This window comes from Mesorhizobium sp. M0030 (genome assembly GCF_040323695.1).
Classification (GTDB): Bacteria; Pseudomonadota; Alphaproteobacteria; order Rhizobiales; family Rhizobiaceae; genus Mesorhizobium.
On the sequence record NZ_JAMYVE010000023.1, the window covers coordinates 17990 to 39821 of the forward strand.

A 21832-nucleotide genomic window follows, 5' to 3' on the forward strand; every position below is an offset into this window, starting at 1 on the left:
GCCGCATGTGCAAGGCGTCGAGCGGGACGAAGTGCGGAACGATGTGTCAACGCAGCCGTTGAACTTTCTCCGCTTCGCTGTCGGATTCGCGTCGCTGAAAACGTCCTTTGATGGATCGGACGACGATCTATGCATGAAGGTGAGGAGACCGAGAAATGCCAAAATCCCCGATGCCCTTCTTCTGGTACGAACTGATGACATTGGTCGAAAACGCTCACCCGACCTAATCAATCTTGTCGTCTAGTCCCACTCCCATCCCTTCCCGTTCCCCCATCTCTTGAAACCCTTTCCCTTGTGATCCAACACCTTTCGAAACAAACCGCCCTCGGGCGGCTCGTTTGGTCCATAGATATCGCGCAGCAGTTGTCTCGCCTCCCCGTTGTCAACATCGCCGTCAGTAAGCGGAATCAGAGTGAGTTTTCGATCCTTAGTCGGCACAACGTGCATGATTCTAGCGGGCACCGTCAGGAGCGATCGAAAATCTTTTCTGGGGCCTCTCTCAGATTGAACCATATCCTTTATGAATTTTGCATATTGCCAGACGATGATGTCAGCTGCCTGGATCATGCCAGACGCTCGCTTGTCCATAAATGAAAATGAAGTCCGCGGACGGTGGATCTTCCTATCATTGAAATACTCGTAAGCAGTGTTCCCGTTCTTGTGTCCACTTTCATAAAAAAGAGATACTTCGCAATCTCTAAAATATATATTTGCAATATCATATATTATATCAGATACGTTCCCTACAAGATAGGTATATGGGTCAATATATTTTCCATCTTTGTTATACCCATCATATCTGCCCAATGGGGTGGAACAGATAATCGAAAAGGCGACGTGTCGATTAATTAGGTCCATCAGTTCGGTTTGAAGCTGTATTCTGCGCTCTTTTGGCATTCCTTTGAAGACGCCGCTTGGAGGCTCAGGAGCGCATTCCACCATATGGAAGTAGGGAAGATCGCCATACTTTCTTAAGACGGCTGCCCATGCCGTCTCTACGAAACGCGCATCTTCGGGTCTAACAACATACCCGCCGACAATCTGGATCGGAAACCCTCCATCATCCCCCGACTCGTCTATGTAAGCCTCTAGACGCACGAATGCCAAATCCTAGGAACAGCTGATTTTCAAATACTTTCGAATAAGCGTCTATCATCCTACCACCTGCCAATGGATGCTCAAAGTACGGTATTCCACCTTAGCCCAAACTCTGAGCCCGTAACACTAATACGGCGCGCGCCCGCGCTATCCGTACAACGCACAACAATTACTTCCAAAAATCTGTAAAGAGCCGCGGCGAAGTGCGGAACGATGTATCAACGCGGCCGTTGGATTTTCTCAAGCCCGCTGTCGGATTCGCGCTGCCGAGATCGTCCTTTGATGGATCGGACAACGATCGATGCATGAAGGTGAGGAGACTAAAAATGCCGAAATCCCCAATGCCCTTCTTCTGGTACGAGTTGATGACCAGCGACCTCGATGCGGCGCAAGCGTTCTACACCACCGTGGTCGGCTGGCGGGCTGAGCCCTTCGACAAGGCGCCCGGCATGCCGCGCTATATCGTGGTGAACTCCGCCGAGCGTGGCGTCGGCGGGCTGATGACCCTGCCCGAGGAAGCAGCCAGGACGGGTCTGAAGCCGGCCTGGTTCGGCTATATCCACACCAGCGATACCGATGCCTCGACCGAGGCACTGAAAGCCGCCGGCGGGGCTGTTCACCGCGAACCCGACGACATTCCCGGCGTCGGCCGCTTCTCCGTCGTCGCCGACCCGCAAGGCGCCGCCTTCATGTTCCTGCAGCCCAATGGTCCCGACCAGCCCGTCCTTCCGGCAACGACGCCGGGCCATGTCGGCTGGCACGAGCTTTATGCGTCCGACCGCCAGAAGGCCTTCGATTTCTACTCAAGCCAGTTCGGCTGGACTGATGCCGGTAGCATGGACGTCGGCGAGATGGGCATCTATCGGACCTTCTCGGCCGGCCCTGAATCCGGCGGCGGCATCATGAACAAGCCGCAACAGCTGCCGGTGCCGGTCTGGCTGTTCTACTTCAATGTCGATGCCATCGACGCAGCCGCCAAACGCGTCACCGACAATGGCGGCAAGATTGTCATGGGTCCGATGCCGGTGCCGACCGGCCAATGGATTGCCCAGTTCACCGATCCGCAAGGCGCTTATTTCGCGCTGATCGCGCCGGGCCGCTGATCCCCTCCGGTACTCGCCTGCACGGAACTGCTCTCATCGCGCCGCCGGTGCGACGAGACGCGCCTCCGGGCGCGGTCACTCCGGCGCCAGCACCGCGACCTTGAGGGTCTCTTTCCTGGCGCCGCTGAGCTGGATCGTGGCTGCGCCAGGCGTCAGCTTGAAGCGCAGGCTCTTGCGGACGCCGAGGCAGGTCTTCACGCCGCTGAAACCGGCTGATTTCACGGCCTGGCCATCCTGAATGACGTCGACCCAGGCCTCATCGGACAGGCTGATCTGGAGCTCTCCTTCCGTTGGCACGGCCACGTTTGCCGTCGCGCCGAACGTGCCGGCTGCCGGCGCGCGTTGCGGTGAGACCGTGAAGCTGACCGCATCGACGGGCTCCAGCGCTATATCCGCGGCTTCGCCGAAAGCAAGAGAGGCACCGGACTGCGCGGCGGGCGCTGCCGGAAACAGTTCCTGCTCGCGTGTCACCGGCCATTTGAAGGCATCGCAGCCAGCATCAGCGGCCATGGCGAAACTGGTGCTTGCGAGGATTGCGAACAGGCTGATGGCGGCTTTTTTCATGGCGAAGGAACCCGTCTGGTTTGGAGTGTCTACTCGCAGATATACAACCTTAACGAGATCTATGCAACCATAACGAGAGCAAATTTCGAAGTCAGACTGGAAATAATTGCAATCACCGATTGTTGATGACAGGCCATGGGAAGTGAATGGTCCAGCGCCGGGTGATGATTTATGGCCGGGCCACATGGTTGGAAAAATGGAGTTTAGATGAAGCTTTTTGACGGTCTCGCCAGATTTCAGCCGCAGGCACTCGGCGTCCTGCGCATCATGACGGCCCTGCAGTTCCTCGAGCATGGCTCGCAGAAACTGTTCAATTTTCCGGTCAGCGCCGAGCCTCACGCTCTTAGCGGCCTGACGGCGACGGCAGGCATCCTGGAGTTCGCCGGTGGCATCCTGCTGGCGCTCGGTCTGTTCACCCGCCCGGTCGCGTTCCTTCTGGCCGGCGAGATGGCCATCGCCTATTTCATGGCGCACTATCCGCGCGACTTCTTCCCGGTCAACAACGGCGGCGATGCGGCGATCTCCTTCTGCTTCATCTTCCTCTATCTGGTGTTTGCCGGCGCCGGCGCTTTCGCGCTCGACAACCGCCGCAGCACCTGACGCGCCTAATGCATGTCGCCCAAAAGTGCGCAGCGGTTTTGGGATAACGACTTGCACCAAGAATCTGAAGCGCCTCGGCGAAGCCGAAGCGCTTCAGGCGCGCATTCGCTCGAAGTTCGCGTCAAAGAGCGGCGCTGCCTGAACGCGCGCCGCGTGGCGCTTGCCCAAAAGTTCGATTTCGAAGCCGTCGCTCTTGTCTGCGATCTCCTTCGGCACATAGCCGATGGCGACGGATTTCTTCGAGTGATGCGCATAGCCGCCCGACGTTACCCAGCCGCGCACCGCGCCATCGTACCAGATCGGCTCGTCGCCGATGACATCGGCATCGTCGGCATCGAGGATAAATGTGCGCAGCCTGAGCTTGCCGCCCTGCTTGCGCTCGGCAAGAGCGCCGGTTTTACCGATGAAATCGGCATCCTTGCCATAGGCGACGAAACGGTCGAGCCCGGCCTCCAGCGGCCCGTAGATCGGCCGGTATTCGCGCGCCCATGAGCCGTAGTTTTTCTCCAGCCGCAGCCCATTGAGCGCGCGCGAGCCGAACAGGCCGAGGCCGAATTCCTCGCCTGCCGCCATCAACGCCTGGAAGGCAGCGCGCTGATATTCCGGCGCCACCCAGATCTCGTAGCCGAGATCGCCGGTGTAGCTGACGCGGCCGACCAGGCACGGCGCCGTGCCGATGTCCATTTTCGCGACCGCCATGAAGGGGAATGCGGTGTTGGCGACATCCGCGCGGCTGACCTTTGCCAGCACCTCCCTCGCCTTGGGCCCCGCAATGGCGAGGCCGGTCAGCCTCTGGCCCAGCGCCTCTATGCGCACTGAGCTATCCGCAGGTAAATGCGCCTCGAACCAGCGCATATGATATTGCTCGGCAATGCCGGAGCCGGCGATGAACCACTCGGTCCCGTTGGAATTGGGGGCACCGATATTGGCCAGCGTGAAATCGCCGATGAGCTTGCCGTCATCCTTCAGCATCGGCGCCAGCGTCATGCGGCCTGGCTTGGGCAACTTGCAGGCAAAGATCAGGTCGAGCCAAGCGGCCGCCCCTTCTCCCGTCACCTTGTATTTGGCGAAGTTCGAAATCTCCGCCAGGCCGACGCTCTCACGAACCGTCGCGACCTCATTGGCGACATGGGAAAAATCGCTGGACCGCCGCCACGAGAACTCGTCCCTGACACCCTCGGGCGCAAACCATAGCGGCACTTCCAGCCCATAGGACACGCCCCATTGCGCGCCCTTGGCCGATAGCAGATCGTAGATCGGAGTCGTCTTCAGCTGCCGCCCCGCGGGCAGTTCCTCATTGGGGAAGCGGATCGAGAAGCGGCGCGAATAGTTCTCGCGCACCTTGGCATTGGTGTAGGCCATCGTCGCCCAGTCGCCGTAGCGCGCGACATCCATCGCCCAGATGTCGGCGCCGGGATCGCCCTCGATCATCCAGTTGGACAGCGCCAGGCCGACGCCGCCGCCTTGTGAAAAGCCCGCCATGACGCCGCAGGCGACCCAGAAGCCGGGAAGGCCACGCACCGGCCCGACCAGCGGATTGCCGTCCGGCGCGAAGGTGAAGGGCCCGTTGATGATCTGCTTGATGCCGGTCCTCTCGAAGGCCGGGAAATGCCTGAAGCCGACTTCGAGCGACGGCGCGATGCGGTCGATGTCCGGCTCCAGCAATTCATGGCCGAAATTCCACGGCGTCTGGAATTCGGACCAGACCTTATTGGCCTTCTCGTACGTGCCCATCAGCATGCCGCCGCGCTCCTGGCGCAGGTACAGCTCACCATCGAAATCGACGGCATGGATGATCTCGGTCCCGGTCTTGGCGTTCCACGCCGCCACCTCGGGCATATCCTCGGTGATCAGGTACATGTGCTCCATTGCCAGCACCGGCAGCTCCAGCCCGACCATGCGGCCGACCTCGCGCGCCCATAACCCGCCGGCATTGACGACATGCTCGGCCACCACTTCGCCCTTGTTGGTGACGACGCGCCACATGCCGTCGGGCCGGCGCACAATGTCCTCGACCTTGGTGAAGCGCTCGACCTCGGCGCCCAGTTTCCGCGCGGCCTTGGCATAGGCATGGGTCACGCCGGAGGGATCGAGATGGCCGTCCTCCTTGTTGCGGACGGCGCCGACGAATTGTTTCGGGTCGAGCAGCGGCATCAGCTCGGCCGCTTCATTGGCCGATATTTCTTCGAGCTCGATGCCGAGGTAACGCCCTTTGGCGACGACGCCGCGCAGCCAGTCGAGCCGCGCCTCGGTCGCCGCCAGAAGCACGCCGCCCGTCAGATGTACGCCGGTCGCCTGTCCCGACAGCTCCTCGATGTCCTTGTAGAGCGAGATCGTGTATTTCTGCAGCTTGGCGACGTTGGGGTCGCCATTGATCGTGTGCATGCCGCCGGCCGCATGCCAGGTCGAGCCCGAGGTCAGCTCGTCGCGCTCCAGCAGCACGACATCGGTCCAGCCATGGCGGGCCAGATGGAACAGCACCGAACACCCGACGACGCCACCGCCAATGACCACGACCTTTGCATGCGATTTCATGAGTTTTGCTCTGTTATCAATGAGTTGAGGAGATAAGGTGAATCAGAAAGGCAGCGCCGCGCGCCGACGCTGAAAAAATCACGGCTCGCCCTGCCCGATCGCTTCCTTGCGCCTGGCCACATACGCCTCCAGCGCCTCGCGCACGGCGATGTCCATTACCGGCTCGACATAATCTTCCAGCGCCTTCTTCCACAGCCGCGTCGCGCGCGCCGTGGTGTCGAGGCCGCCGGCTTCCTGCCAGGCCTCGTAATTCTGCCAGTTGGACAGCATCGGCTGGTAGAAGGCCGTGGCATAGCGTTCCAGCGTGTGCGGTTCGCCGAAGAAATGGCCGCCGGTCGGCACCGCGCCCAGCGCCTCGACAGCAAGCTCAGCCTCGTCGACGACGATCGGGCGCAGGAATTCCATCATGTGCTGGATCATCTCGACATCGATGATGAGCTTTTCGAACGATGCCGTCAGCCCGCCCTCCTGCCAGCCGGCGGCATGATAGACGAGGTTGCCGTGGCCGAGCACAGCGCCCCACAGCGCCATCAGCGTCTCGTAGGCGCCTTGCGCGTCCGCCGCATTCGATGCCGACCCCGGTGTGGTGCGGTAGGGCAGGTTGTAGCGCCGCGCCAATTGCCCCGAGGCGATGTTGGCCTTGGTGTTCTCCGGCGTTCCGAAGGCCGGCGCGCCCGACTTCATGTCGACGTTGGAGGTGAAGGCGCCGTACATCACTGGCGCGCCGGGGCGCACCAGTTGCGTCAGCACCACGCCGAACAGCGCCTCGGCATTCTGCTGCGCCAGGGCGCCGGCGAGCGTCACCGGGCTCATCGCGCCCATCAGCGTGAACGGCGTCACCGCCACCGACTGGCCGAACTCAGCCATGGTCATCAGCCCTTCGGCCATCATCTCGTCGAAACGCCGCGGCGAGTTGACCGAGATGATGGTGGCAATGCCGGGATCATCGCGCATCTCGTCCAGCGTCAGCCCGCGCGCGATTGCCATCATCTCGATGCCGTCCAGCGCCCGGCCTCGTCCGATCGCCGAGACATGGAAGGATTTGTCGGTCAGCGTCAGATTGGTGAAATAGGTATCCATGTGCCTGGTGTTCGCCGGCAGTTCCACCGGCGCGCAGACCTGGTTGCCGAGCATGTGGATGCAGTTGAAATGCTGCGCCAGCCGGGTCAGATCGGCATAGTCGTGCAAGTTTCCAGCGCGCCGGCCGCGCTCCATGTCGTGCACATTGGGCGGCCCGGCGACGAGGGTGAAATTGAGCGTGTTGCCGCCGAGATGAATGGTGTTCGCGGGGTTGCGCGGCGTCAGCCGGTAGCTGGACTGCGTGGTCTTCAGCGCCTCGGCGACAAGGCCCCGGTCGATGCGGACGTTCGCCGTTGCATGGTCGACCTTTGCGCCCGCCTTCTCGAACAGCGCCAGCGCCCGCTGAGACATCACCTCGATGCCGAAATTTTCCAGAATATGCATCGACGCCTGGTGGATCGTTTCGACCTGGTCGACTGAGAGCATCGCCATCGGCGGATAGGGATTGGTCACCCGCCGCAGTGGAAGTTGCGGGATGGCGGCAGGCCCCCGGTTGCTGGTTCGCTCCGCGCCGCGCTTGCGTCTTGGTTCATTCATGCCTGGCATCAGAGCGCCGGCATCCGGACATCGCTGTCAGAAATCCGCCCTTCGCGGACGTGATTTTAGCCAAGGCGGCATTTTCGAATTCTGACGGAGATAAAGGCGACTCGAAAGGTCGGAATAATGATACAGGCCCACTGAGCGCAGTCAAGCCGGCAAGCCGTTAAGAAACGCCGCAAGATTCCCTTTATGATTTCGGCCTATTCGTTTTCCAATGCGTAGTTCGAGTTTGAGTAAAATTGTAGCGGTTGGCGTGCTGCTGGCTTTGCCGGCCTGCGCGACGCCGCCCAACCATATCAACGATGTCTGCGCCGTCTTCGACCAGAACGACGGCTGGTTCGACAACTGGCAGTCGGCCGCCGAGCGCGCCTCGCAGAAATACGGCGTCCCCGTCTCCGTGCTGATGGCGACGGTGCGCAAGGAATCCGGTTTCAAGAGCAATGCCAGGCCGCCGCGTACCAAACTACTCGGCTTCATTCCGTGGAAACATGTCTCGTCAGCCACCGGTTTCTCGCAGGCGCTCGACGGCACCTGGTCGCAATATCAGAGCGAAACCGGCAGTTGGGCGGCGAGGCGGACCAAGTTTGCCGATGCCGTCGATTTCGTCGGCTGGTATCATTCCAAGACATCAGACACGTTCGGCGTCGCCCGCAACGACACCTACAATCTCTACCTCGCCTACTATCTCGGCTGGACGGCCTACGGCCGTGGCAACCGTGGTGACGCCGGCGTGCAGGGCTATGCCAGGGCGACCGAAAAGATGGCCCGCGACTATGCCGAACAGCTGCAGCAATGCGGCAGCTGACGTTGCCAAGCGGTCTTGCAGCCACGCAGTTTGCGATCGAAGCGGAACTCAGCCATTCATTCGCTTGAGATCAGGTGGAGGATCGACCTCCCTCTCTTTACCGCTGCCGTCGACAGCTTTCGGTCAAACGTCGCCAATTGGCCGTCACGCGCCTTGGCGAGTCCCAACAGATAGCTATCCGTTACCTGTGCCGGGGTGAGGATCCTGGCTGCATCGATGTCGTTGGAACCGACAAGGCTGATCTCGTCAGGCCAGAACTGATGTCCTGAAAGGGCATGCAGCTTGCCGACAATCTGCGCCACCACGGCGGGCGAACCCGGAGAATTGGGGTATTTCGGGTTGCTTACAATCCTGATGACGCCATTCTCGGTAATGGGACATGTTGCCCATGATAAATGCCCGGTGGATTGGAACCACCGATGGGCATCTTCATGCGCGACGTGAGCCGGATCGATCAACGCAATCAACACATTGACGTCGAGCAGGAAGGTCACGGCAATTCGTCGCGAAGCGCATTGACCATTTCGAGATCGACCATCGGGCCGTCGGGCCGCGATGCAAGCAAGGGGATGCCGTTGCGTTCACCGCCGGTCGGGGGCCTGCGCAGTGAGCGGCGAGCCAGATCGGAAATGACGTCGCCAACGCTGCGATCCTGCTGTCGCGCCATGGCCTTGGCCGCAAGTAGGACATCGTCATCGATTGCAAGTGTGGTTCTCACAACATGCTCCCTACCGCGCATCAAACATCACGCATCACATAAAGCAATGGACAGCAATATTCAAGCGAACGTAGCTGTCGTTCCTTGAGCTATGGCGACGCTGCGGCAATGCGCCAACGAGCGGCATTGCCTCTATGGCTGGTCAGCTCGGCTTCTTGCCATGCGGGCGCTTCGGCGGTTCGCCGGCGAAACCGGGGCCGATCCCATCCGGTGCGTCTTCCGGCACGCCCTCATGCGCTGCGTGTTCCCTGTCGAACTTGATCACCGGCTCCATCGTCGCCAGCACATCGTCCGACAGCCAGCACAGGCTCATATGGCCATCGCCGAGATGCTTCACCGGCGGCACCTTGGTCTCGCACAGATTGTCCGGCACCAGCCTCTTGTAGCCGCAGCGCGTCTGGAACGGGCAGCCGCTCGGCGGGTTCATCGCCGACGGGATATCGCCTTCGAGCACGATGTGCCGTTTGACCACGCTGGTGTCGGCGATCGGGATCGCCGACCGCAGCGCCTCTGTGTAGGGGTGATAGGGTGGCGCGAAGATCTGGTCGGTCGTGCCCTGCTCGACGATGTAGCCGAGATACATGACGACGACGCGGTCGGCGATGTAGCGCACGACGGACAGATCGTGGCTGATGAACAGCATCGTCGTCTTGTTCTTGCGCTGGATGTCCATCAGCAGCTCGGTCACGGCCGCCTGCACCGAGACGTCGAGTGCCGACACCGGCTCGTCGGCCACCACCACCTTGGCATCGCCGGCAAAGGCACGCGCCACGCCGATGCGCTGCTTCTGGCCGCCCGACAACTGGCGCGGCTTGCGTGTCTCGAAGGCCCGCGGCAGCTTCACCAGGTCGAGCAATTCCAGCATGCGCTTGCGCCGCTCGGCGACATTGTTGCCGACTTTGAATTTTTCCAGCGTGCGGATGATCTGCGAACCGACGGAGTGGCTGGGATTGAGTGTATCGAACGGGTTCTGGAACACCATCTGGATCGACGACACCGTTTCGACGCTGCGCTTTTCGATGCCGGTCGACTGGATCTCCTTGTTGCCCAGCGTCACTGTGCCGGCACTTGCCGTCTCCAGCCCCAGCAGGACCTTGGCCAGTGTCGACTTTCCACAGCCGGACTCGCCGACGATGGCGACGGTCTCGGATTCGCGCGCCATGAACGAGATCGTCTCATTGGCCTTGACGACGCGGCCTTCGCTGGAGCCGAACACTTCGCTGCCGCCGACCTTGTAGTATTTTCTCAAATCCTCGATCTTGAGCACCGGGGCGCCGGGCACGACCTTCTCATTGACCTTCTTGGCGCCGGGAGGCAGCGCTTCCCAGTCGATCTCGTTGAAGCGCACGCAGCGCGAGAAATGCCCTTCGTGACCGGCGACCTCGATCATCGGGATTTCGGCGGCGTTGCAGACGCCCTCGACGAAATGGTGGCAGCGCGGCCCGAAATTGCAGCCCTTGGGCCGCTCATGCGGCAGCGGCAACTGGCCGGGGATAGAGATCAGCGGCCGCGAATTCTTGTCGGCGCCCGGCAGCGGAATCGAGCGGAACAGCCCTTGCGTATAGGGGTGACGCATCCGGTCGAACACGTCCTTGATCTTGCCGGTCTCGACCGCTTCGCCCGAATACATCACCGTGATGCGGTCGCAGGTCTCGAGGATGAGGCCGAGATTGTGCGACACGAAGATCATCGACGTGCCGAACTTCTCGCCCAGCCCCTTGACCAGTTCGACGATGCCGGCCTCCACCGTCACGTCGAGCGCCGTCGTCGGCTCGTCGAGCAGAAGCAGCGCCGGTTTCGACAGCAGCGCCATGGCAATGACGATGCGCTGCTGCTGGCCACCGGACAGCTGGTGCGGATAGGAACGCATCATCCGTTCGGGATCGGGCAATCTCACCGAGCGCACCATTTCGAGCGCCCTTTTGTAAGCCTCTTCCTTCGACACCTTGTCGTGGATCAGCGGCACTTCCATCAATTGCTGGCCGACCTTCATCGCCGGATTGAGGCTCGCCATCGGCTCCTGGTAGATCATGGCGATCTTGTTGCCGCGGATGGAGCGCAACTCCTCGTCGGACAGCTCGCCCATGTCCTTGCCCTGGAACTTGATCTTGCCGCCGACGATCTTTCCGATGTTGGAGAGGTCGCGCATGATGCCGAGCGACACGGTCGACTTGCCGCAGCCGGACTCGCCGACGATGCCCATGGCTTCGCCCGGCATCACCGTGCAGGAAAAGTCCATGACGGCAGGGATCTCGCCCTTGCGGGTGAAGAAGGAGATCGACAGGTTCTCGATCTCGATGATCGGCGCAGCGCTTGGCCCAAGGGTCGGGTTGCCGGGATTTCGAACTGCCTCATTCATGGGTCGCTCCAATCCTATTTTTATGCTCGCGGGGCCGAAACCCGCAGATCAGTCTTTCATCGATTGTTCGCGCAGCGAGTCGGCAAGCAGGTTCAAGCCCAGCACGAACGACATCAGCGCGATTGTCGGCGGCAGCGCCGGGTGGATGAACGAGCGCAGCAGGCGGCTGGCGTCCTTGATCGCGGTGCCCCAATCCGGGCTCTCCGGCGCCAGGCCCAGCCCGAAATAGCCGAGCGTGCCGAGCAGGATCGTGGTGTAGCCGATGCGCAGGCAGGCATCGACGATCAGCGGTCCGCGCGCATTGGGCAGGATCTCCCACAGCATGATGTACCAGGGCGATTCACCGCGCGTCTGCGCCGCCGCCACATAGTCGCGCGTCTTGATGTCCATCACCAGGCCGCGCACGATGCGGAACACGCCGGGGCTGGAGGCGAACACCACCGCCACGAAGATGTTGAGCTGGTTGGGATCGATGTGGATGATCTTGAACGGATCGGCGTCGAACACCAGGCCGGCATAGACCCAGCCGCCGATGACCAGCGTCAGCCCGAGCAATATATAGAGGCGGTCCGGCCGGTTCTTGTAGCGGGTCCAGAACAGCACCGAAAAGAAGATGATCGGGAACAGGAAGAACAGCCCGGCCATGGCGTAGGGGATCGGCGTATCCATGATGCCCGGCGTCACCAGCAGGTAAAACAGCAGGATCACCGGGAAGGCCAGCACCAGATTGGCCAGGAACGACAGCACGGTGTCGATCCGGCCGCCATAGTAACCGGCGGGCAGACCGAGCGTGATGCCGACCATCAGCGCGAAACCGGTCGCCGCCGGTGCGATGATCAGCACGATCTGGCTGCCATAGACCATGCGCGAAAAGACGTCGCGGGCGAGCTTGTCGCCGCCGAAATAGTAGATGAGTTTCGATACCGGCTCGAGCGCGCCCGGCAGCGCATCCTTCATGATCGGGACCTGGGCGAGCGGATCGAAGGGCGCGACGGTCGACGCGAAGATTGCCGTGAACAGCCAGAACAGGCAGATGCCGACACCGACTATGCCGACGCCGCTATCGAACAACTGGCCGTAGAGGCCGAGCCTTTTCTTGTAGGTGAAGCTCACCCCCATCACCAGGGCAAGCCCTAACCAGACCGGCCAGAAACGCCCAATAACGCCGAGCACGACATTGAAGGCACCGATATATTCGACCTGCATCTGCCCCAGCCCCCTATTGAACTCTGATACGCGGATTGAGGAACGCGTAGCCGACATCCGAGATGAGCTGCGTGATCAGCACGATGAACACCGACACCAGTGAACAGCCAAGCAGCAGATCGATGTCGTTGTTGCCGGCGGCCTCGACCAGCGTGTAGCCAAAGCCCTGGTAGCGGAACATCACCTCGACGATGACGACGCCGGTAAGCAGCCAAGGAAATTGCAGCATGATGACGGTGAAGGGCGCGATCAGCGCATTGCGCAGCGCGTGCTTGACGACGACGCTGCCGAAGGAAAGCCCCTTCAGCCGGGCGGTGCGGATATATTGCTGCGTCATCACCTCGACCATCGAGGCGCGCGTCATGCGGGCGATGTAGCCGATACCGTAGATCGCCAGCGTCATCACCGGCAGGGTGAAATTGTAGAAGGTGATGCCCTGGCTTGCCGAGGCGGCCGAACCGTTGAGCCAGCCGAGCCAGGAGGCGAAGATGACGGTGAAGATGACGCCCGACACATATTCGGGCGTCGCCGTGGACGCGATCGATGCGACGGACAGTGTTCGGTCCGTTCGCGAGCCCTCGCGCATGCCGGCCAGGATGCCGATCAGCAGCGAAATCGGCACCATCACCAACAGCACGCAGAGCATCAGGATACCGGTGGCGGCGAGTGCGGGGAATAGCTTTGACGCAACGGTGGTTTTGAACTTGGTCGAGCAGCCGAAATCACCTTCCAGGATGCCGGAGAATTTCGGCTCCAGCGGTTCGTTGCAGAAGGAGAAACGCTGCGTCGGCTTGCCGGTCGCCGGATCGGTCACCGGTTGCTTCGGGACGACGCCCAGCCATTGGCCGTAGCGCACGAAGAAGTTCTGCCGGTAGCCATGGTTGACCAGCCAGCTTTCGAGCTGTTCGGCCGATGTGTGCATTTCGGTCTGGCTGATCGCCAGCTTCTTCAAATTCGGCTCGAGGTTGATCAGGAAGAAGACGATCATCGTCAGGCACAGCATCGTCAATGCCATGGTGCCGAGACGCCGGATTACGAAAGAAAGCATGGCGGTCCCCTGCCGGTCTGGTTGGGGTTGGAGCCAGTTCGAAAAACCAGCTTTGCCGTTGCCGGCAGAGTTGGCCGTCAAATCGGCACTCGGATGCAATCAACCCAGTTTTATTGAACGGTCTTTCAGGAGAGTCCGCAACTTTTTGCTGCGGCGGCTTCCGGTTCTGGGCCATGCGAGGCGTGACGGGAAGGAGCGAAGCGCCCCTTCCCTGACTTCCGATCACGCCTGGTCGAGCCAGACCTTGCCGTAGTCGCGCTCGAAGGTCGGATGCATCTTGTAATTCTGCACCGCCTTGACCGAGTGGCTGTAGAGCTTGCGCCAGTATGGCTGGATCATGATGCCGGAATCCTGCAGGATCTGCTCGATGTCCTTCATCATTTCCTTGCGCTTGGCCGCATCGGCGACGGCCAATGCTGCATTGAGCTTGGCATCCCATTCGGGGTTGGAATAGGCCGACTCGTTCCACGCCTCGCCGGTGCGGTAGCCGATCGCCAGAACCTGAACGCCGAGCGGGCGCATGTTCCAGTTGGTCATCGACAGCGGGTACTTGGTCCAGTCGTTCCAGAACGTCGAGCCCGGCAGCACCGTGCGCTTTACCTTGAGGCCGGCGTCGCGCATCTGCGCGGCGATGGCGTCGCCGGTATTCTTGTGCCAGTCTTCGTCGACCGTGATCAGCTCATGCTCGAAGTCGGCCTGGCCGGCTTCCGCCATCAGCGCCTTGGCCTTGGCCGGATCGCGAGCGACTTTGGGCAGCTCGTAATATTCCGGGTGGATTTGGCAGACATGGTGGTTTTCAGCCACCGTGCCGGCATTTCCGTAGCCAAGCTGCAGAACGACATTGTTGTCGACCGCCAACTGCAGCGCGTTGCGCACTTTCTGATCGCCGTAAGGCTTGTTGTTGATGTTGGTGCGGCACACGATGGTCGACGCGGTGACGATTTCGGACTTGACCAGGTCCAGTCCGTCGAGGATCGACACATAGTCGGCCGAGGTCTCGAAATTCGTATGGACTTCGCCGGCCTCGAAGGCACTGACCATGGCTGCCGGATCGGTGCCGTAGTCGACGAATTCGATGCCGTCGAGGAACACCTCGCCGTCCCACCACTTGTTGTCCTCGCGGCGCTTGTAGACCACCTTCTGGCCGACATCGTAGGAGACGAGCTCGAACGGGCCGGTACCGATCGGGCAGGCTTTGAAGTCGCCGCCCTTCTCGTCGAAGCTCTTGTGCACGATGAGGCCGGGATAGTCGCACATGTTCGGAATGAGCGCGATGTCGGCCTTGCCGAGCTTCAGCTTGACGGTGTGGTCGTCAACCTTGGTCACGGCGCTTTCGTCGAGTTTGTCGTCCTTGACCAGCGTGCCGAGACGGCCAGGCATCGAATTGCCCTCGGCCTTCTTGTCGGCCCAGCGCTTGAGATTGAAGATGACGTCATCGGCGGTGAAGGCATCGCCATTCGACCAGGTCACACCCTTGCGCACATGCAGCGTGTACTCGGTGGCGTCGTCGTTGACCTCCCAGCTCTCCAGAAGGTACGGGCGGAACGTGTATTCGCTGGTGTACTTGACCAGCGGCTCAAGCGCCTGGCGCTCGGCATTGGCGATTTCCGACCAGTCGGCCTTGCGTGGATCCTTGGGATCCTTGACCCATTGCGCGACTTTCAGGATGCCGCCCTTCTTGCCCTGCACCTCTTCGGCCCTGGCTTGGGTCGGCACGGCTACGCCGAGCATGCCGTAGGCCATCGCAGTCGACGCGCCGAACACGCTCGCCATGGCGAGGAACTCGCGGCGATCGACTTTGCCTGCCTTGGCTTCTTCGGCCATGGCCAGGATGTGATCGGGAACGCGATCGCCATTACTCTTGTAATTTGTCATACCTTAACTCCCATTGTTGGCTTTCCGCCTTTTAACATTCCGCATCCCTGCCGTGATGTCAAAGACGGCATGGCTACGGAACCTGTTAGGGAATGTGCAACTTTGAAAAGGGAGCGGTTCGCGTGATAACGACAGACTTGGCGCAAAAGTGCTAGCGCGCCCAGATTCCGCCGGAATCTGCTTAGGCGAGTATTGATACATTTGGGCGGGTTGAGACAGCGCCAGTTCCGGCGGCGGTAAGGGCCAGGAACTCAATATTCCTTTTCGTAGAATATGCCGCCCTTGGCCTCGCCGCCATCATTGGCCTCGCCGCGCAGCTTGACGCCGCGTCCCACATTGAGGTCGATCGTCGCCTTGCCCGATCCTGGCCTGTCGCCTTTCTGGATCGTCACATAGGTGCGGTCATTGAGGTACTTGCCCGCCGACACGGCGGTGCCGCCCTGGTCATCGGTGGTCACATCCAGGTCATCGACGCCGATTGCACTGCGCAGGTTTTCGAGCAGCGAGGTCGAGCCGCCGACGCCGGCCAGTTGGCCGGCGGCCTCGGCCAACTGCGCGATCTGAAGCGGCGACAGGTTCGACATAGAGCGGCCGAAAATCAGCTGCGCCAGCACCTCGTCCTCGGGCAGCGCCGGCACCGATGAGAAGTCGAATTTCGGGTTGGTCGCTTCGCCCGACACGACGATGGTGACGGTGGCGCTGGTCGTGGTCGATGTCGCGGTCAAGTTGAGGTAGGGCACCAGCGAGCCCGAAAAGCCGACCGTGCCTTCGGTAAAGGTCAGCCGTTTGCCGAGAATCGACAGCCGCCCACGCTGCAAGGTGAAGGTGCCGACGGCCTGCGGCGAAGCCGCCGGGCCGGTCAGCCTCAGCGAACCGCCGAACTCGGCATCGACGCCCCTGCCCTGGATGAAGATCTGGTTCGGCGCATTGACCGTGACGTCGAGGACAAGCCCACTGCCGCCACCACCGCTGGCCGCCGCCGGTCGCAAGGCCTTATCCTGCGCCCGCACGCTGGCGGGGGCGTTCTTGTGCTTGACACCGAGCGCTGCCAGCGAGCCCGGCAGCTTATCGGGAACTGTGATGACGGTCTTGGCCAGGTTGACGGTGCCCGAAATCACCGGCGCCGAGGTGAGCGGCCCCTTGATGGTCAGGTCGCCGCCGAGATTGGCTGTCACCACCCTGCCGTCGGTATAGCGGCCGTCAACCAGCTTGATGGACAAATCGGCTGGGAAACCTTGCGCCGGATTGATGCCGAGTGTGCCGGAGGCCGACAGGCTGCCGCGTGTCGACAGCGTGCCGGTCAGCCGGTTGATCCGGGCAACGCCCTTGCCGATCGAAATGTCGGCGGCAATGTCATTGACGGCAAGGCCGGAGCGCGCGTCGACCAGGCGGGCGCCCGACGTGCTGACCGTGCCGCCGATCACCGGCGACGCCGCCGGGCCGCGCACCTGGATATTGACGTTGGCGGTGCCGCTGAGCGACAGGCCTTGCGCCGCAAGCTTGGCGGCCAGGAAGGAAAATGGCACCTTGCCGTTGAAGTCGAGCACCAGCGCTGGTGTGCCGGCCGTCGTCACCGTACCGCCGCCCTTGAGGCCAAGCCCGGCGCCGTCGCTGATGTCGGCGTTGAAGGTGAGCTTCTTGCCGGCGAATGTTCCCGACGAAGAGATATTCATGCCGCCAAGACCGGCGCTGCGCGTCTGCGAGGTCTGCACCCCGCCGGCATCGATATCGAAGGCGACAGCCGGATTGCCCAACGCGCCCGTCACCTTCACAGTCCCTGAAATCGAACCGGCGGCCTGGAGGCCCGGCGAAAAACTGTTGGCCAGCGAAGCCGGCACCTTCGACAGCGCGGCACTGATGTCGAGTGCCTGCCCGACCTTGCCGGTCACCGTCGCCGTGCCGCCACCGAGATTGAGCACCAGCTTGTCCAGCGTCGTGGTGCCGTTCGCGATGCTGACGGTCGAGGCCTGGGCGATGGCCGCCTTGATGCCCTGCACCGTGGCCTGGCCGGAAGCGAGTTCGATGGTGGTGGTGCCGCCAGCCACCTTTACCCTGCCCGCAGCCTTCGCCGGAATGCCCTTGACGGTGGCGCCGCCGGAAAACCCGGTCCAGTCGCCGTCGCGCTTCAAATCGACATCGATGCCGCTGATGGCGGTGCCGCCGGAAATGACGCTGTCGGCGCGAATTTGGCCCGAGATGACCGGCGCGGCGAGATAGTTGGCGACCAGCGCATCGATCGACACCGTCTTCGCCTGCAGGTCGCCGCGCGTAATCGAAGCGGTCGCAGCCTTGACGGCGACGTTCGGGCCATCCGCGGTCTTTGAGAAGGCGATGGTGCCGCGCACGTCGCCTTCGGCCTTTTCCAGCGCCAGCGCCGCCAGGGGCCCGATATCCGGCAGGTCGAGCGCGATGGTGCCGACCGGCACGAAAGCCTCGTCGAGCGCAAGGTCGCCGGAGATCTTGTTGTTGCCGAGCGACAGCAGCAGGCCGTTGATGGCGCTCTTGCCGTCGGCCGTCGCCAGCACCGCGCTGCCTTGCAGCGCCTGCCCTGCGACATTGCCGGTCAGTTGCACATTGGCCGCCGGATTGGCGGCGTCGGCCTTGCCGGTGGCGGTCAGCTTCAACCCGGTGATTTCGCGTTCCGCCACCAGCAGCCGGTCGCTGTTGACTGTCAGCGACAGGTCCGGCGCCAGGCTAGGCCCCTGCGCGCTGAGTGCGAAGCTGATCGCGCCTTTGGCATCTTTCGACAACAGTGAGATGTCGGCCAGTGCACCCTTGATATCTGCGCTGAGCTTATTGTCGGCGAGACTGGCCTGACCGTCCGCGGTCAGTGCGCCCGACGCCAGCTTGACCGGATTGGCGCTGACATTGCCATTGCCATCCCGCTTCAGCGTGGCGCTGAGCTGCGTGCGCTCTGCCAGCACGCTGCGCGCCGCCGCCGGCAACGCCGCCGACAGCACGTCGGCGTTGAGGTTGAGGTCGATTGCTCCATCGGCAAAGCCGACACGGCCATTGAAGGCGCTGCCCAGCGCATCGGCCTGCACCGAGCCGCTGTCGATGGTGATCGCGTCCGCCGCCAGGGTGCCGGCGATCTTGGCGGTGATCTTGCCGGCGATCAGCGGCGCGATGGTCGGATTGTCCAGACCGATCTTGTCCGCCGTCACCGTGCCCGAGATCGGACCGGTTCGGCTTTTCATATCAAATGCATCGGAATGCAGCGCAAGCGCAATGCCCTCGACCTTGGCGTCATCCGTCGCCAACGACGGCAACACCGCCGAGATATCGAGCTTGGCTTGCGCAGCCTGCCCCGCCGCCTTCACAGACAGCGCCTGCAGTTCGAGCTTGATCGGGCCTTCCACGCTGCCGAACGCCAGCGGCAGGCTCGGACCGGAAGAGGTCAGGTCGAGCGCGAAATCGCTGGCGCCGTTCGGGTTGAGGGTGCCGGCCGCCTTGCCGGAGATTTTCTCACCCGAAAGCGTCGCCTGGTCGAGCACGACGCCGCCGGCCGCGGAATAGCTGCCGGCCGCATCGACATCGAGCGGCCCGAGCCCGGCCTGACGGGTCTGGCTGGTCTCGGCGCCGACCAGCTTTGCATCGAAGTGGATGTCGGGATTTGCCGATGGCCCGGTGATTTGCGCCGTGCCGTCGAGCGTGCCCCCGGCATCGAGGCCGGGTGAAAAGCCATTGGCAAGCGCAGCCGGCAGCGCCGAGAAGGTCGCCGCCAGATCGAGCGTCTGGCCCGCCGTGCCCGACAGCGTCACCGAGCCGCCGCCGAGATCGACTACCAGCCTTTGAATGTTGGTTATGCCATCGGCAATGGTCAGACTCGACGGCTCGGCGATCGCCACCTTGATGCCGCGCACCGTCGCCTCGCCGGACGCGATCTCGACGCTGGTCGCGCCGCCGGCAATCTTCGCCCGCCCGGCAGCTGTCGCCGGAATGCCTGATATGGTTGCGCCGCCGGTGAAATTCGTCCAGTCGCCGTCACGCTTGAGGTCGACGCCGATGCCACTGACGACGGTCGTTCCCGAGGTCACGCTCTCGGCCTTGATCGTGCCGGAGATCGCAGGGCTGTTGAGATAGTTGGCGATCAGTGCGCTGACGGTGACTGCCTTGGCTGCCACATCGCCGCGCGCGATCGACACGCTGGCTGCATTGATGGTGACAGTGGGAGCCTCGCCGTCTTTGGCGAACACCACGGTGCCGCCGATATCGCCGGCCGCCGTCTGCCCGGCCAGCGACGCCAGCGGCGCGATATCGGGGGCGGAGATCGTCAGCGTCCCCAGCGGCAGGAATTTTTCATCGAGCGTGAGGTCGCCCGACACCTTGTTGTCGCCCAGCGCTACGCTGAGCCTCTTGATGGAGCGCTTGCCATCGCTCGTCACCAGCGCCGCCTTGATGGCGAGCGGCTGTTCGTCGACCGCGCCGGTCAGCGAGATATCTGCGGCCGGGCTCACAATGTCGGCCTTGCCCGATGCGGTCAGCTTGATGTCCTTGACCGTGCGGCCGGAGGCCGTCAGGCTGGCACTGTCGGCCGAAACCGAGAAATCCGGTGCGTTGCGCGCGCCGCTTGCCGTCAGCGCGAAATCGACCCCGCCGGCGACCGGCACGCCGACCAGCGAAGACAGCACTGAGACGTCGCCGAGCTTGCCCTTGATGTCGGCCTGGATATCGCTGCCTTGCGCGCTGGCGGTGCCGCTGGCGCTCAGCGAACCGGAAGTGAGTTCGATCGAGTTGGCGGCGAAAGAGCCCTGCGGATCGCGCGTCGCGGTCGCCGAGAATTTGACCCGTTCGCCAAGCAGCGAACTGATCTGCGGCGGCAGCGCCGTCGACACAGCATCGGCATTCATCTTGAGCGTCATGGCGAGATCGGCCAGCGTCACCTTAGCCGTCAGCCCGGCATTGAGAGCATCGCTGCGCAGCGTGCCTTCGTCGAGCGAAATCTCGTCCCTGCTGATCGAACCGGCAAGAGAGGCCGTCAGCTTGCCGGTCACCAGCGGCGCCAGCGTCGCGACGTCGGTCTTCAGCCCGGCCGCCGCCAGCGACGCGCTGACCGGGCCGCTGCGGTTCTCGAAGTCGAAACCGTCGGAATGGATCTTCGCATCGAGATTGTTCACCTGAGAGCCGCCCGCCACCACCGAGACCAGTGAAGCGCTGGCGTCAATCATCGGCGCCTTGCCGTCACCGAAGGCGCGCGCGGTCACATTGTTGATGGCCACCATGATCGGCTGCGCCTGGGTACCGACATTGACCGTGACCGGCTTGGCTTTGGCCACGAGTTCGACCGAAAGGTCGCTGGCGCCGTTGGGGTCGACCATGCCGGCAGCGGTACCATGAACTGCGTCGCTCTCGATCGCAGCGCGCTCGATGTCGACGCCGCCGGCTGCGGTCGCGGTGCCGGCGAGGTCGAAACTGGTCTTGCCGGCAAACAGCGACTTGAACCGTTCCGGCAGGAAGCCTTCGAACGAACCGTCGCCCTTGGCCTCGATCCGGTTGCCCTTGTCGGTCAGCTGGTGCCGGCCGGTGAGCTGGGTAACGATCTGCCCATCGACCATGAAGGTGCCGACGCCGCTCCAGTTGGCCAGCGGCCCGGTGCCCGAGACGACGATGTTGACCGGCGGCGCGCCGGGTAGCTTGAGCAGGTTGGCGATGATGCCGCCGGCCGGCTCGGAAGCCTTGAGATCGAGGTCAAGCTTGTTTTCATCCGGCGCGAAGTGGATGTTGGCGTCGACATTGCCTTGCTTGCCGTCATGGCGGGTAACGTTGAGCACCGTCTGGATCGCCAGCGGCGACGCATCGACCTTGGCCGATCCCTTGGCCGCAAGTTCGGCAATGCCGCTGCCGGCAAGTTGCTGGCCGAGCGCGATCTCCGGCAAATCGATCGCTCTGATATCAAGCGAAACCGGCAGGCCGCCCGACCCGCTCTGGCTCGGCTCGGTGCTCGCCACAGGCAGCCGTGCCAGTTCTATCCGTTCGGCCGCTATGCGGTCGGCGCTGAAATTCTTCGACAACAGCGCCAGCGGCGACCAGTCGATGGCCACCTTGCGGGCCACCAGCCAGGCGCCCTCGCGGTCTTCCAGCACGACATGGTCGACCGTCAGCGCGCCGGACCAGATACCGTTAATGCCGCTGACCGTGACTTTGCTGTCCCTTGACGAGGCCATGTCAGAGATGATGCCGGCGAGATTTTCGCGGCCGCGCTCGGTCTTGGTCAGCACGACCAGCGCGCCGATGCCCGCCGCCGCCACGATCAGCAGCGTGTAGAAAAACAGGCGAAGGATGCGTTTCAAAATCTTCATCG

The 21832-nt window shown here is 62.4% G+C and carries 14 protein-coding genes; 3 read left to right on the forward strand and 11 right to left on the reverse strand.

The features are described 5' to 3' along the window. Window positions 1-240 precede the first annotated feature (240 nt). Entirely contained in the window at window positions 241-1098 is an 858-nt protein-coding gene (locus NKJ80_RS29670; protein ID WP_198025826.1) for a DUF3800 domain-containing protein, read from the reverse strand. 326 nt (window positions 1099-1424) lie between these two features. On the opposite strand from NKJ80_RS29670, the gene NKJ80_RS29675 reads away from it, so the two are divergent. Then, the gene (locus NKJ80_RS29675; RefSeq protein ID WP_352498855.1) at window positions 1425-2201 is read left to right on the forward strand and encodes a VOC family protein; all 777 of its coding nucleotides are present in this window, start codon (window positions 1425-1427) and stop codon (window positions 2199-2201) included. A gap of 75 nt (window positions 2202-2276) precedes the next feature. On the opposite strand, the gene NKJ80_RS31545 is transcribed toward NKJ80_RS29675, so the two are convergent. Further along, window positions 2277-3059 carry a hypothetical protein gene (locus tag NKJ80_RS31545; protein WP_502902248.1) on the reverse strand — a complete coding sequence of 261 codons (783 nt, stop codon included), beginning with the start codon at window positions 3057-3059 and terminating at the stop codon, window positions 2277-2279. Here NKJ80_RS31545 and NKJ80_RS29685 point away from each other — a divergent pair. Beyond that, window positions 2973-3365, forward strand: coding sequence for a DoxX family protein (locus NKJ80_RS29685; RefSeq protein WP_023735991.1), 393 nt, complete (start codon window positions 2973-2975; stop codon window positions 3363-3365). The two genes, NKJ80_RS31545 and NKJ80_RS29685, sit on opposite strands and share 87 nt — an antisense overlap. A gap of 93 nt (window positions 3366-3458) precedes the next feature. On the opposite strand, the gene NKJ80_RS29690 is transcribed toward NKJ80_RS29685, so the two are convergent. Both NKJ80_RS29690 and NKJ80_RS29695 read right to left on the reverse strand, forming a co-directional pair. Then, a complete protein-coding gene (locus tag NKJ80_RS29690; RefSeq protein ID WP_352498857.1) occupies window positions 3459-5900 on the reverse strand; it encodes a GcvT family protein in 2442 nt (813 codons plus the stop codon). 78 nt (window positions 5901-5978) lie between these two features. Further along, window positions 5979-7517 (reverse strand): trimethylamine methyltransferase family protein, encoded by a 1539-nt coding sequence (locus NKJ80_RS29695; RefSeq protein ID WP_023833926.1) that lies wholly within the window; start codon window positions 7515-7517, stop codon window positions 5979-5981. A 217-nt stretch (window positions 7518-7734) separates the two neighbouring features. Between NKJ80_RS29695 and NKJ80_RS29700 the strand changes: the two genes are divergently transcribed. After that, the gene (locus NKJ80_RS29700) at window positions 7735-8325 is read left to right on the forward strand and encodes a transglycosylase SLT domain-containing protein (RefSeq protein ID WP_023833927.1); all 591 of its coding nucleotides are present in this window, start codon (window positions 7735-7737) and stop codon (window positions 8323-8325) included. 56 nt (window positions 8326-8381) lie between these two features. On the opposite strand, the gene NKJ80_RS29705 is transcribed toward NKJ80_RS29700, so the two are convergent. The 7 genes from NKJ80_RS29705 to NKJ80_RS29735 form a co-directional block, all read right to left on the reverse strand. Further along, window positions 8382-8819 (reverse strand): TA system VapC family ribonuclease toxin, encoded by a 438-nt coding sequence (locus NKJ80_RS29705; RefSeq protein ID WP_023833928.1) that lies wholly within the window; start codon window positions 8817-8819, stop codon window positions 8382-8384. Further along, window positions 8816-9043 (reverse strand): hypothetical protein, encoded by a 228-nt coding sequence (locus NKJ80_RS29710; protein ID WP_023668191.1) that lies wholly within the window; start codon window positions 9041-9043, stop codon window positions 8816-8818. The genes NKJ80_RS29705 and NKJ80_RS29710 overlap by 4 nt, the downstream gene beginning before the upstream one ends. Window positions 9044-9185: 142 nt before the next feature. Continuing rightward, a complete protein-coding gene (locus tag NKJ80_RS29715) occupies window positions 9186-11402 on the reverse strand; it encodes a dipeptide ABC transporter ATP-binding protein (RefSeq protein ID WP_352498858.1) in 2217 nt (738 codons plus the stop codon). 48 nt (window positions 11403-11450) lie between these two features. Next, window positions 11451-12608, reverse strand: coding sequence for an ABC transporter permease (locus NKJ80_RS29720; RefSeq protein ID WP_023687978.1), 1158 nt, complete (start codon window positions 12606-12608; stop codon window positions 11451-11453). 13 nt (window positions 12609-12621) lie between these two features. Continuing rightward, window positions 12622-13656 carry an ABC transporter permease gene (locus NKJ80_RS29725; RefSeq protein WP_023687977.1) on the reverse strand — a complete coding sequence of 345 codons (1035 nt, stop codon included), beginning with the start codon at window positions 13654-13656 and terminating at the stop codon, window positions 12622-12624. 222 nt (window positions 13657-13878) lie between these two features. Further along, the gene (locus tag NKJ80_RS29730) at window positions 13879-15531 is read right to left on the reverse strand and encodes an ABC transporter substrate-binding protein (protein WP_023668187.1); all 1653 of its coding nucleotides are present in this window, start codon (window positions 15529-15531) and stop codon (window positions 13879-13881) included. A gap of 251 nt (window positions 15532-15782) precedes the next feature. After that, on the reverse strand, window positions 15783-21830 hold the full coding sequence (locus tag NKJ80_RS29735; RefSeq protein ID WP_352498859.1) for a translocation/assembly module TamB domain-containing protein: 6048 nt from the start codon (window positions 21828-21830) through the stop codon (window positions 15783-15785). Window positions 21831-21832 lie beyond the last annotated feature (2 nt).